Source organism: Collinsella sp. CLA-AA-H302, assembly GCF_040093305.1.
Classification (GTDB): Bacteria; Actinomycetota; Coriobacteriia; order Coriobacteriales; family Coriobacteriaceae; genus Collinsella.
Genome location: NZ_JBBNJW010000001.1, coordinates 285,550 through 298,001, shown reverse-complemented (window position 1 = coordinate 298,001; position 12,452 = coordinate 285,550). Strand labels below are relative to the sequence as shown.

General features: G+C 60.7%; 10 protein-coding genes and 1 riboswitch. Of the genes, 4 read left to right on the top strand and 6 right to left on the bottom strand.

The features are described from left to right. Positions 1-74 precede the first annotated feature (74 nt). Together thiD and thiC are read right to left on the bottom strand one after the other, a co-directional pair. Entirely contained in the window at positions 75-905 is an 831-nt protein-coding gene (gene thiD, locus AAAV21_RS01230; protein WP_349106862.1) for a bifunctional hydroxymethylpyrimidine kinase/phosphomethylpyrimidine kinase, read from the bottom strand. A 180-nt stretch (positions 906-1,085) separates the two neighbouring features. After that, positions 1,086-2,420, bottom strand: a complete 1,335-nt coding sequence (gene thiC, locus AAAV21_RS01225) for a phosphomethylpyrimidine synthase ThiC (protein ID WP_349106860.1) — start codon at positions 2,418-2,420, stop codon at positions 1,086-1,088. After that, a riboswitch (TPP riboswitch) is annotated at positions 2,412-2,528 on the bottom strand. (Overlaps the previous gene by 9 nt.) 62 nt (positions 2,529-2,590) lie before the next feature. On the opposite strand from thiC, the gene AAAV21_RS01220 reads away from it, so the two are divergent. After that, positions 2,591-3,106: a hypothetical protein gene (locus tag AAAV21_RS01220; RefSeq protein WP_349106858.1), complete on the top strand. Its 516-nt coding sequence runs from the start codon at positions 2,591-2,593 to the stop codon at positions 3,104-3,106. Positions 3,107-3,131: 25 nt separating this feature from the next. Here AAAV21_RS01220 and AAAV21_RS01215 read toward each other — a convergent pair whose 3' ends face one another. Both AAAV21_RS01215 and AAAV21_RS01210 read right to left on the bottom strand, forming a co-directional pair. Further along, positions 3,132-3,941, bottom strand: a complete 810-nt coding sequence (locus AAAV21_RS01215; RefSeq protein WP_349106856.1) for a YaaA family protein — start codon at positions 3,939-3,941, stop codon at positions 3,132-3,134. A gap of 103 nt (positions 3,942-4,044) precedes the next feature. Continuing rightward, positions 4,045-5,442: an aminopeptidase gene (locus tag AAAV21_RS01210; RefSeq protein WP_349106855.1), complete on the bottom strand. Its 1,398-nt coding sequence runs from the start codon at positions 5,440-5,442 to the stop codon at positions 4,045-4,047. Positions 5,443-5,608: 166 nt separating this feature from the next. On the opposite strand from AAAV21_RS01210, the gene polA reads away from it, so the two are divergent. Beyond that, on the top strand, positions 5,609-8,359 hold the full coding sequence (gene polA / locus AAAV21_RS01205; RefSeq protein WP_349106852.1) for a DNA polymerase I: 2,751 nt from the start codon (positions 5,609-5,611) through the stop codon (positions 8,357-8,359). Positions 8,360-8,489: 130 nt separating this feature from the next. Here polA and AAAV21_RS01200 read toward each other — a convergent pair whose 3' ends face one another. Next, the gene (locus AAAV21_RS01200; RefSeq protein ID WP_349106850.1) at positions 8,490-9,494 is read right to left on the bottom strand and encodes a LacI family DNA-binding transcriptional regulator; all 1,005 of its coding nucleotides are present in this window, start codon (positions 9,492-9,494) and stop codon (positions 8,490-8,492) included. Positions 9,495-9,704: 210 nt separating this feature from the next. Here AAAV21_RS01200 and rpe point away from each other — a divergent pair, with 210 nt between their 5' ends. Continuing rightward, a complete protein-coding gene (rpe, locus tag AAAV21_RS01195; RefSeq protein WP_117803354.1) occupies positions 9,705-10,358 on the top strand; it encodes a ribulose-phosphate 3-epimerase in 654 nt (217 codons plus the stop codon). Between the two features lie 68 nt (positions 10,359-10,426). After that, positions 10,427-10,891 (top strand): ribose 5-phosphate isomerase B, encoded by a 465-nt coding sequence (rpiB, locus tag AAAV21_RS01190; RefSeq protein ID WP_349106848.1) that lies wholly within the window; start codon positions 10,427-10,429, stop codon positions 10,889-10,891. A gap of 260 nt (positions 10,892-11,151) precedes the next feature. On the opposite strand, the gene AAAV21_RS01185 is transcribed toward rpiB, so the two are convergent. After that, positions 11,152-11,979, bottom strand: a complete 828-nt coding sequence (locus tag AAAV21_RS01185; RefSeq protein ID WP_349106845.1) for an HAD family hydrolase — start codon at positions 11,977-11,979, stop codon at positions 11,152-11,154. Positions 11,980-12,452: the final 473 nt, after the last annotated feature.

Sequence of the window (12,452 nt, the reverse complement as noted above, 5' to 3'; positions counted from 1 at the left end):
GGTCAGCGTGTTGCGGTGCCGTCAGCGAGTTTTGCCTGATGGTCAGCATCAATAGCGAGCTGCGGCAAACTGTCTCAGTACTGCCACATGTGGTTGACGGGGCCAGAGCCTTTGCCCATGTCAAAGCCGGCGGCGAGAGCGCCGGTTAGGTAGGCCTTGCCGGCGTTGACGGCATCGGCAAGATCCATGCCCTGGGCCAGCGCGCAGGCGATGGCGGACGAGAGCGTGCAGCCGGTGCCGTGTGTATTGTCGGTCTCGATGCGCTTGTGGCGGAACCACGTGGTGAGCGGATCGCCCAGGTGGTTGCCCTCGTCATCGAGCGGCGCGGCCTCGGCCAGTACATCGTTGGCCTCGTTGACAAGATGCCCACCCTTAACGAGGGATGCGCAACCAAAGCGGCGGGTGAGGAGCATGGCGGCATTTTGCTGTGTGCGCTCGGAGTCGACCTCGTAGTCGAGCAGGGCCATGGCCTCGGGAATATTGGGCGTGATAACCGTCGCCAGCGGGAACAGGCGGCGGGTGAGCGCCTCGGCGGCATCTTCGGCGATGAGGCGGGCGCCCGAGGTGGCGACCATAACGGGGTCGACGACGATATTTGTCGCGTCCCAGGCGCTCAGGCGGTCGGCGATAACCTCGATAATCTCGGCGGAGGAGACCATGCCGATCTTGACGGCGCTGGGGCGGATATCGTCAAAGACGGCATCGATCTGCGCCGCGACAATGTCCGGGGAGATGTTCTGCACGGCGGTGACGCCCAGGGTGTTCTGTGCGGTGATGGCCGTGATAGCCGTCTCGGCATACAGACGGTGTGCCGTGATGGTCTTAATATCGGCCTGAATGCCGGCGCCGCCGCTGGAATCGGATCCTGCGATGGACAGGACGGCAGGTACGTTACTACGATCCATGTTCGCTCTCTTGTTCGGTCGGATTCAAATGGGTCTTCTACCTGCATTATAAAGTTGCCCGGGCCGGCTATATGCCGATCCCGGGCGGGTGGTGCAATCTTTACGTAAATGTAAGAGAATGTTCACACGTTAACAATTGACGAGTGTCATGACGTCGCCAAAAGCAATCGTGACAGCGTGTTAGTCCTCCATGCCGAGGTCGATCGTCGTGCCTTCGAACACCTTGTTGACGGTGCGAACGGCGCACATCTTGCCGCACATGGTGCAGGTGCCCTCGGTGGCGGCGGGAGATTCCTCGTAGCGCTTGCGGCTCGTGACCGGATCGAGCGCCCACTTCCACATCTCTTCCCAGTCGAGCTTGCGGCGCGCCTGGCCCATGCGGTCATCGGCATCGCGGGCGTGCGGTACCTTCTTGGCGATGTCGGCGGCGTGCGCGGCGATCTTGGTGGCCATAAGGCCATCGAGCACGTCCTGGGCGTTGGGCAGGCACAGGTGCTCGGCCGGCGTCACGTAGCACAGGAAGTCGGCGCCGGAGCTGGCAGAGATAGCGCCGCCGATGGCAGCGGTGATGTGGTCGTAGCCCACGCCGATATCGGTCACCAGGGGCCCGAGCACATAGAACGGGGCGTTGTGGCACAGGCGCTTCTGCAGCTTCATATTGGCGGCGATCTCGTCGAGCGCCATGTGGCCCGGGCCCTCGACCATGACCTGGACGCCGGCTGCCCAAGCACGTTTGCACAGCTTGCCCAGCTCGATCATCTCGGCGGTCTCGGTGGCGTCGTTGGAATCGTAGAGGCAGCCCGGGCGGCAGGAGTCGCCGAGCGAGATCGTCACGTCGTACTCGTGGCAGATCTCGAGCACCTCGTCGTAGAACTCGTAGAAGGGGTTCTCGTTGCCGGTGACCTCCATCCAGCCAAACAGCAGCGAGCCGCCGCGGCTGACGATGTTCATGAGGCGGCCGGTCTCCTTAAAGGTCTTGATGACCGATTTGTTGATGCCGCAGTGGATGGTCATAAAGTCCACGCCGTCCTCGGCGTGCGCGCGCACGACCTCGAGCAGGTCGTCCTTGGTAAGCTTGACCAGCGGCTTTTCCATATAGCCGATGGCGTCGTACATGGGCACCGTGCCCACCATGAGCGGCGTCTCGTCGATGAGCTGCTGGCGGAACTTGCGCGTCTTGCCCGAGTTGGAGAGGTCCATGATGGCGTCGGCGCCGTAGTCCTCGGCGATCTTGACCTTCTTCCATTCCTCGGCGGCATCGGCCTTGTCGCCCGAGATGCCCAGGTTGACGTTGACCTTAGTGGACAGACCCTCGCCGACGCCAAAGGCACGCATGCCCTTTTTGATGTGCACGATGTTGGCGGGAATGGCGATGCGGCCGTCGGCAACACGCTCACGAATGTACTCGGGGTCGCGATGCTCGCGCTCGGCGACCTCCTCCATCTGCGGTGTGATTTGCCCGGCGCGGGCGAAGTCGATTTGCGTGACGAGCTTGGGCTCGGTCTGTGTGCTCATTGGCACGGCTCCCTTCGTTGGCATTACCCATATCAGGTTTGCGGGTCAGGGCGGGCGCGCCCAATCTCAGCCTGCCGTCTTGTCCTGCAAGCTCCCCGTTATGTCATGGGCTCAAGTATAGCCTGAATGGGTACGATTGGGCCAACGAGCGTGCCTGTGGGGAGGCGAACATGGAAGACAAGCATCTATATCGAGAGACGCAATGGGATGTATCGGCCGAGGAAAGCCGTGCGCACCATGGCCTTGTTGCGATTGGTTTTGCGGTGCTTGCCGTGCTGGTGATTGCCTTTTGTATTTGGACGTTTGGTGGTCGCGGCGGCGCTGCATGGGAGTTCGAGGCCGATGATGGCCTACCGATAATGACGGTGAAGGTCGCGGGCGACAATACCGTTGCCGCGCCGGGCGATTATTGGTATCCGCGCGATGAGTTTGTGCAATTGCAGCTGAGCGGTGGGTCTATTCCTGGTGAGGAAATCGAACGTGTGACGTTTGATGCGGCGCTCAAAACGCTGACGGTGAAGCTCAAAGATCAAGGAGACGTCCCCACGACGATGGATATCGCGCTGACGGAATGGCGTCTGGAGCCCCCGGCGGGCGCTGCGGCGTCCGAGGTGGAGCACGTTAAGGTTACCTACCAAGATGGCTCGACGAGCGAGATTGCAAAGGCCGATGGCTTGGCGGAGTAACTGGGTGGGGTTGGAAACGGCGGGCCTATTGTACCTGCGCGTTCATGAAAACCAGGGTGTTTTCGTTTGAAAGCTCGGGAAAGTGACGATAACCAACGTCGAATGCGGTAAGTCCGCTTGCATCCTCGAGCTTGTTTTCTGCCATCCACCGCACCATGGAGCCGCGCGCCTTTTTGCTGGCGGTCGACCGTTGGATGGGCTTCCCGTTGCGGATACCCTCGCCAAAGAGGCATGTGACGGCCGTGGCGTCGCCCGCGAGGTGGGGCAGAACGGCTTTGGCATACTCTACGCTGGCGAGGTTGACGATCGTGGTGTTTGAGCCTGCCGGGGCGATAGCCCGCGCGAGCTTGTCGCTCCAAAACGCGTAGAGGTCTCGGGCATCGTCAACGGCGAGCTTTGCGCCCATTTCCAGCCGATACGGTTCGACGGCATGAAAGGGGCGTACGCATCCGTAAAGGCCCGAGAGGATCCACAGATGGTCTTGCAGCCATGCGAGCTGCGCGGAATCCATCACCTCGGGCGCCATGCTCTGGTATTGAATGCCGTGATAGGACATGATGGCAGGGGAGATGCGGCGCGCGATACCGGAATCGGCAAGATCGCCGTTTCCCAAGATGGGCTCGAACTCATGCAAAATGTCGAGACAAGGGGCCAGCAGCTTGTCGCTGACGTTCCACAGAGCTTGTAGGCCGCTGTCGCCTTCGGTTCGTTCGATGTCCAAGAGCGCATGGTGCAGCTGGGCGGTCTCGCGCGCAAAGGGCGGAATCCCCTGAACTTCAAAAGCATCTTGTGCCGCGCGCATTTGCTTGGCGGGTGAAACGATGACCTGGAGCATGAACTCTCCTCTGCCAAAAAGGAAGTTGCGGTGGAATACGGTCTGTTTTGGCCGTTTATGGGCCAGTTTAGTCCGTATTTCACCGCAACTGATGGAGGGTTGGTTAGGCGCGCTCGATGAAGGCCTTGTAGCCGCGATAGGCCTCGTAGATATCGGCCTTGTTGGCGACCTCCCACAGGGCGTGCATGGACAAGACGGCAACGCCGGAGTCGATGACGTTCATGCCGTACTCGGCCATGATGTAGGCGATGGTGCCGCCGCCGCCCGCGTTGACGCGGCCGAGCTCGCAGGTCTGGAAGTCCACGCCCGCCTCGTCCATGATGTCGCGGATGAGGGCCACGTACTCGGCGTCGGCGTCGTTGGAGCCGCCCTTGCCGCGGCTGCCCGTGTACTTGTTAAAGCACAGGCCGCGACCCATAAAGGCAGCGTTCTTGGTCTCGAACTTGCCGGCGTAGCCCGGGTCGAAGCCGGCGGACACGTCGGAGGAGAGCATGCGGCTGCGGGCAAGCGAGCGGCGCAGGGCCAGCGGGCTGTCCTCGCCGGCGAGCGTCATGATCTCGGCGACGGTGTTCTCGAAGAAGCGGCTCGTCATGCCAGTGGCGCCCACGGAGCCGATCTCCTCCTTGTCGACGATGAGCGTGATGCTCGTGCGCTCGACATTGGCCACATCGATCTGGGCGAGCATGGAGGGGTAGGCGCATACGCGGTCGTCGTGGCCATAGCCCAAAATCATGGAGCGGTCGAGGCCCATGTCGCGGGCGGGGCCGGCGGGCACGACCTCGATCTCGGCGGAGAGGAAGTCCTCCTCCTCGACGTCGTACTGTTCCTTGAGGATATCCAGGAACATCTGCTTGACGGGCTCCTTGGGGGCGTCCTTGTCGTCCTCGTCAAACTTGACGGGGCGGCCTCCCACGATCACGTCGAGGATCTCGGCGTCGACGGCGTCCTTGGCGGGCTTGGCCATCTGCTCGCTCGAGAGGTGGATCAGAAGGTCGGAGATGGTAAAGACCGGGTCGTCTGCCTTGTCGCCGATGTTGATGTCGACGGTGGTACCGTCCTTTTTGCAGATGACGCCCACGAGTGCAAGCGGGGAGGCCACCCAGTGGTAGCTCTTGACGCCGCCGTAGTAGTGCGTGTCGAGGTAGGCCATGTCGCCGGCCTCGAAGGCAGGGTTCTGCTTGAGGTCCAGGCGTGGCGAATCCACGTGGGCGCCCAGGATGTTAAAGCCCTGCTCGAGCGGGGCGGTGCCAAGGTTGACAAGCATAAGGTCCTTGCCGTGGTTGGCGGCGTACACCTTGTCGCCTGCCTTGAGCTCGCGGCCCTCGGCGATCACGGTCTCCAGGTCGACGTAGCCCGCCTCCTTGGCCATCTTGATGCCGGCCTTGACGCACAGGCGCTCGGTCTTGTTCTCACTCAAAAACTGCTTATAGCCGCGGCAAAGCTCCTCGAGCTCCTCGATTTGCTGTGGCGTGTACTTTTTCCATGCGCAGGGACGCTCCATGACGCAGGCTCCTTTCGGATCGATCGTGCTGGTTGATGTACCGTGAGCCATCGTATCACGCGCGGGCGCGCGGTGGCGGCGGAGCTTGATGTGCGGTGGCCGCGGGGCGGGGAGCGTGTAAACTGGTGTGAGCAAACCGTGCCCAGCCCAAAGCGAGGTATTCAATATGTCTGACAAGCGCCGCACCTTTGCCGTCATCGACGGCAACTCGCTCATGCACCGCGCCTTCCACGCCGTGCCGCCGACCATGAACGCGCCGGACGGTCGCCCCACCAACGCGATCTTTGGCTTTTTGAACATGTTTCTCAAGATGATCGATGCCTTTAATCCCGACGGCGTCGTCGTGGCGTTTGATAAGGGCAAGCCGCGCGTGCGCATGGAGATGCTGCCGCAGTATAAGGCGCAGCGCCCGCCCATGGACCCCGATCTGCACGCGCAGTTCCCGATGATTAAGGAGCTGCTCGCCGCACTCAACGTGCCGATTCTGCAGTCCGAGGGCTGGGAAGGCGACGATATCCTGGGAACCATGGCGCGTCTGGGTGAGGAGGCCGGCTGCGACATGCTGTTGGTGACCGGCGACCGCGACATGTATCAGCTTGTGACCGAGCACATCAACGTGGTCTCGACTCGCAAGGGCCTGTCCGACGTGGCGATCATGACGCCCGAGAGCGTAGACGACCTGTATCACGGCATCACGCCGGCGCTCGTGCCCGATTTTTACGGTCTGAAGGGCGACACGTCCGATAACATCCCCGGCGTGCCGGGCATCGGCCCCAAAAAGGCGAGCGCGCTCATCGCGCAGTACGGTAGCCTGGACGAGGTCATCGCACACGCCGATGAGGTCAAGGGCAAGATGGGCGAAAACCTGCGCGCACACATCGACGACGCGTTGCTGAGCCGTAAGGTGGCGACCATCCGCACCGATGCGCCCGTTGAGCTCGATTTTGAGGCGACGTCCTTCCCGGCGTTTTCTGCCGATGAGGTTTCCGCGGCGCTGGGTACGCTCGGCATTACGGCCATGCAGAACCGTTTTCTCTCGCTGATTGGTGGCGAGGGTGGGGCTGCAGCTGCTGCCAGCACGTTTGAGATGCCCACCGTTTCGCGTGCCGCCGCCGGCGATGCCGAGGCGCTTGCTGCCGCTGCCGTCGAGATCGCTCGTGCGATTGATGCGGGTGAGTGGATTGCCGCCGTGGTGGACGATGACAAGGAGGAGGGCGCGCTTTTTGGTCTGACGCGCACGCTGTGGCTGGCGACGTCCAAGGGGCTGTTTGCTCTTGAGGAGGGCGACGGCGGTGCGTCTGCCGTGGTCGATGGCTTTAACGTTGCCCACGGCCTGATCGCCGGCGTGCTTGCGCGCCTGTTTATGGAGGGCCGCGTGGCGAGCCCGGATATGAAGGCGCTGCTGCATGAGCTTTCGCCCATCGATTCTTCCGAGCCCGAGCTCATGGATCCGCTGGCCGTCGATTCCACGCGCATCTTCGATACCGTGGTCGCCGCCTACCTGTTGGATTCCGACCGCTCCGAGTTTGATGAGGCGTATCTGGCCGATACCTATCTGCAGATGACGCTGCCTGCGGCACGTGGCGCAGAGGGTGCCGGCGAGGACGCTCCTGCGCTCGCCGCGCGCACGGCTGCCCTGACGCTGGCACTCGTGGCGCCGCTGCGCGACCGCATGGCCCGCGAGAACGCCGCCAACGTGTTCGATGGGATCGAGATGCCGCTCGTGCCGGTGCTTGCCAAGATGGAGCGCGCGGGCATGCTCGTGGACCCCGACCGCCTGCACAGTCTGTCCGAGGGCCTGGCGGCCCAGATTGCCGATGTCGAGCGCAGCATTCGCGACCTGGCCGGCGACGAGACCTTTAACATCGGCAGCCCCATGCAACTCTCGCACGTGCTGTTTGATGTTATGGGACTTCCGACCAAGGGCCTCAAAAAGACCAAGCGCGGCTACTATTCGACCAACGCCAAGGTGCTGAGCGACCTTGCCCGCGACCACGAGATCGTGCGCCTGATTTTGGACTGGCGTGAGAAGTCCAAGATTAAGTCGACCTATCTGGACACGCTGGGCCCGCTGCGCCGTGGTGACGGGCGTGTACACACCACGTACAACCAGACCATCACCGCGACGGGGCGTTTGTCTTCGAGCGACCCCAATCTGCAAAACATTCCGACGCGCTCGGAGCTGGGGCGTACCGTCAAGACGGCGTTCTCGGCGGGCGAGGGCAGCGTCTTTTTGGCGGTGGACTACTCGCAGATCGAGCTGCGCCTGCTCGCGCATCTTTCGGGTGACGAGCACCTGGTGCGCGCCTTCAACGAGGGCGAGGACTTCCATGCCGAGACGGCCGCGCGCGTATTTGGCGTGCCGGTGTCCGAGGTGACACCCGACCTGCGTAGCCGCGCCAAGGCCGTGAACTTTGGCATCGTGTACGGTCAGCAGGCCTATGGTCTGTCGCGGTCGCTGCACATCTCGATGGCCGAGGCGCGCGATATGATCGATCGCTACTACGAGGCCTACCCGGGCGTGCGCACGTTCCTCGACAATGTGGTGGCGCGAGCCAAGCAGACGGGCTATGCCGAGACCATGTATGGCCGCAGACGCCATATTCCCGAGCTCAAGGCCAAAAACCCACAGCTCCGCGGCTTTGGTGAGCGCACGGCCATGAACCACCCCATGCAGGGCACCGCCGCCGACATCATCAAGATCGCCATGGCCCGCGTAAGCCGCCGCCTGGAAGAAGAAGGCTTTGCCGCCCATATGATCCTGCAGGTACACGACGAACTGGACTTTGAGTGCCCCGTCAACGAAGTCGAGCGCCTAACCACCATGGTACGCGACGTCATGGAACACGTAGTAGACCTCCGCGTCCCCCTAATCGCCGAAGCCAGCACCGGCATAACCTGGGCCGACGCCAAGTAGCGAGCGACGAGCTTGCGGGCGATGACCATGGGTGCGACGCTTCTGGCCGCCCGATGGTCGCAGGTCGCCAATGCCGACGCCGCGGAACGTTTCCAGGCTTGGATGCGTCCCGCGGCGTCTTTCTGTGCGGTTAGCAGCTCCTGCGGCGCACGAGCTCTACGGGGGCCACGGTCTCCATGGCGGGGGTGCGGCCTGCGATGAGGTCGAGGAGCGCCTTGCAACCCTCTTGTGCCATGAGCTCGGGGTGGCGCTGAACCGTGGTGATCTGCGGCGTGGTGAGCTTTGAGTAGATGGAGTCATCGTAGCCCACGATCTTGATGTCTCCGGGCACGTTGAGACCTGCTGCCTGCACGGCGCGCAGCGCTCCTGCGGCCGAATGGTCGCTTGTAGCAAAGATGCCGTCGAGCGGCATGCCCGCATCGATCATTCCGGCAACGATATCCTGAGCCTCGTCCATGCTAGGACGCTGGCCGGTGACGTAGGCCATGTACTCGCGGCGAAGCGGCAGGCCATGATCGGCGAGCGCATGCATATAGCCCGTGAGGCGGTCGTTGCGGTCGTAGTCTGCGGTAAAGCTCGAGATGGTGAGGATGTTTTTGCAGTCGCGGTCAATGAGTGCGCTCGTTGCCAGGTGGGCGCCGCGTTCGTCATCGGTCCCCACGTGGGGGATGGCGAGGTCCGACTGCGGCATGCGGTCGATGCAGACCACGGGGATACCGCGCGTGACGATGTCGTCCGTGAGCTCACGCAGGCCCGAGATGCATATGATGCCGTCGGCCTGCTTGCTGGCAAGGCTATGGAAGTAATCGCGCTCGCGCTGCGGATCGTTGCCGCTGTTGCAGACAAAGACAGAGTACCCCTGCGCCGCAAGCGTGCGCTCTACGTGGTAGGCGATCTTGGAAAAGAAGTCGTTGGATATATCGGGCACGATCATGCCTATGGAGCGCGACTGCGCTTGGCGAAGCGTCTTGGCGGACTGGTTGGTAACGTAACCGTACTGGTCGATAACATCCTGCACGCGTTTGCGCGTGTCCTCGGAGAAACGGCCAACGTTGTTGACCACATGGCTCACGGTGGCTACGGAGACCCCGGCAAGTTGGGCGATTTCTTTCATTGAGAGCTGTTTTTGCGCCATGGGACCTCCAGCTTGGTTAACGCCTGCTGGTTAACAATTATAACGCCCTATTTGGTTAACACTTGATTATACGATTAACCATGAATTAGGTACCGTTCACGGAGTGAATAACTACCGCTTACCGATTCATACACTGGTATTTGGTAGATTCTCAGCTGGTTATACGATTAACCAAATGACGCTCTTGGACGAATTTGTGAGGGATCATCTATGCTTCTCTGCCCCAGTATGATGTGCGCCGATTACGGCGAGCTTGCCAACACGGTGCGTGAGCTCGACTCCGCGGGTGCCGATATCTTTCACTGCGATGTGATGGACGGTAGCTTTGTACCTAACTTTGCGATGGGCCTCGAGGACATCAAGGCCGTGCGCGCTGCCACGCAAAAGCTCGTCGACGTGCATCTGATGATCGAGAACCCGGCGGCCAAGATCGACCTCTTTGCCGATGCGGGCGCTGATATCATCTACATTCATCCCGAGTCCGAGCGCTATGTGGTCAAGACGCTCGCCGCCATCAAAGCGCTCGGTTGCGCTGCGGGCATCGCCGTCAACCCCGATACCGCGGTGACCCTGCTCGAGGAGATTCTCAACCTCTGCGACTACGTGATGGTCATGACGGTCAATCCCGGTTTTGCCGGGCAGGCGTTTATCGAATTCACTAAAAAGAAGATTGAACAGCTTGCGGCTCTCAAGGATGAGTACGGCTTCAAGATCATGATCGACGGCGCCTGCTCGCCCGCGCGCGTCAAGGAACTCTCGGCCATCGGTGCCGACGGCTTCATCTTGGGCACGAGCGCATTGTTTGGCAAGGACATGACCTATGCGGAAGCGCTTGAGAAGCTGCGTCAGGGAGAGGAGTACTAACCGCGGCAGGCCAGAGGCTGTCAGTTAATAGCAAAGAGCCATGTGGCTCGATCGAAAGGAACCTGTAAATGAAGATCGCAATCGGTAACGACCACGTGGCCGTCGAGCTCAAGAACATCATCAAGGAGCACCTGGAGGAGCGCGGCTACGAGGTCGTGGACTTTGGCACCAACTCCACCGAGCGTTTTGACTATCCCATTAGCGGCTACAAGGTCGGCTGCGCCGTGGCGGCAGGGGAGTGCGATCTGGGCGTTCTTATCTGTGGCACGGGCGTGGGCATCAGTCTGGCAGCCAACGCGGTTGAGGGCGTGCGTGCCGTGGTATGCTCCGAGCCCTATTCGGCCAAACTCAGCCGCGAGCACAACAACACCAACATCGTGGCCTTCGGTGCCCGCGTGGTGGGCTCCGAGCTCGCAAAGATGATCGTGGACGAATGGCTCGACGCCAAGTTCGAAGGCGGCCGCCACCAACGCCGCATCGACATGATCGTCGAGATCAAGGAAACGCAACACCTCGAAGCAGCCGAAGCCTAGCCAAATAGACCGCACAGAAAAAGGAGCCCGTCCAACAACGGGCTCCTTCCATATCAAATAAATTCAGCCAAGTATCTAGACACCCGAGGCGCCATCATGGCGGCAAGCAAGTAAACCTAGGACCTGGCCGGGCGGCGCGGGCAAGTTTTTCGTAGATTCCGCACGAGCTGAAGAGCACTTAATGTGCTCTTCGTGCGAGCCCAGGACCTGACCGAACGAAAAACTTGCCCGCGCCGCCCGGCCAGGTCTGACGAGCAACGTTAACGAGCCGCCAAGATGGCGTCGATGAGCGTCAGTACGCCCCCGTCGTTGTTGCTCGGAATGCGCCATTTGGCGTGCGCGTTCATGTGCTCCTCGGCATTATCCACGATAAAGCTATGCCCGACGCGCTCCAGCATGGGGATATCGTTGTACGTATCACCCACGGCGGCGGCATCAGCGATATCAATGCCCAGCTGCTCGCACAGGTGCGCGACGCCCGACCCCTTGTCGACGCCCAGGTTCATAAAGTCTATCCACTCGCGCCCGGCGTTGGTGACGTAGAGCTTGTCCGAGAACTCGGGGCTGTAGTTCTCGCGAAACGCGGGCTCGGCATCGTAGGCGGGGAAGAAGATCGAAATCTTGTTGGATTCGATATCAATGCCCTCAAAGCTATCGACGTAGTTGATCGTGTTGTAGTAGACGCTGAGTTCGTCGTGGTATTGATGGTCACGGGCAAGTACGTAGAACTCGTCGTAGCAGCATAGGACGGGGACGGCGCGAGAATCCTCCGAGGCGCGGCTCAAGACCTGCTGATACAGCGCCACATCGATGTTGCTCATATAGATATAGTTGCCGCGATAGATGACGCAGGCTCCGTTGTCGGGGCAAAAGGCGAGGCGGTTCTTGATGCCCTCGAACATCTCCTCGAGCTTGGGGGCTGGACGTCCGCTGGCGGGGCAGAATACGATGCCGGCGTCGGCGAGCTTGTCCAGGCGCTCATCAAGACCCTGCGGCAACACGCGCTCGTCGGTGAGCAGCGTCTTGTCCATGTCGACGGCGATGAGTTTAATGTTGCCGATGTTAGCGTCTGATTCATAAGTCTGCATAAATGCGCCTTTCCGTTTCCAGATTGTTTCGGGCGTAATGACCCTCTGCTATGTAATCGAGCGTATTTTCGCAGGAATGGTGCGTACTTGCACTGCAATTCACAAACTAATGAAAAAACTTTTCAGAAATTTGAATTTGTCGCTTGTACAGCAGGCACTTTAGCGTAATATAGCGACCATCGAAAACGGAGACGGCAAAAGCACCGCTTACCGAGGAAAAGGTACCGTTTGCGATATTAGAATTGCGCCCGGCGATAGGTGAAAGGAGAGGCAGATGCAGTTCGTAAAGATCATCACCACTGCAGACAATGCCATCCGACGCCAGCGCGCAATTTCCCGACGACGATAACAATCGTCTCTGTCCGCATGGGGCGAATTGCCTCAACAGAGTCATTTTGAGGTCGTTGGGTTTTAGCACGACATTGCTGCATGTTTCTAGGGCATGTATGTGCTGATTTTTGCTATTTAACCTG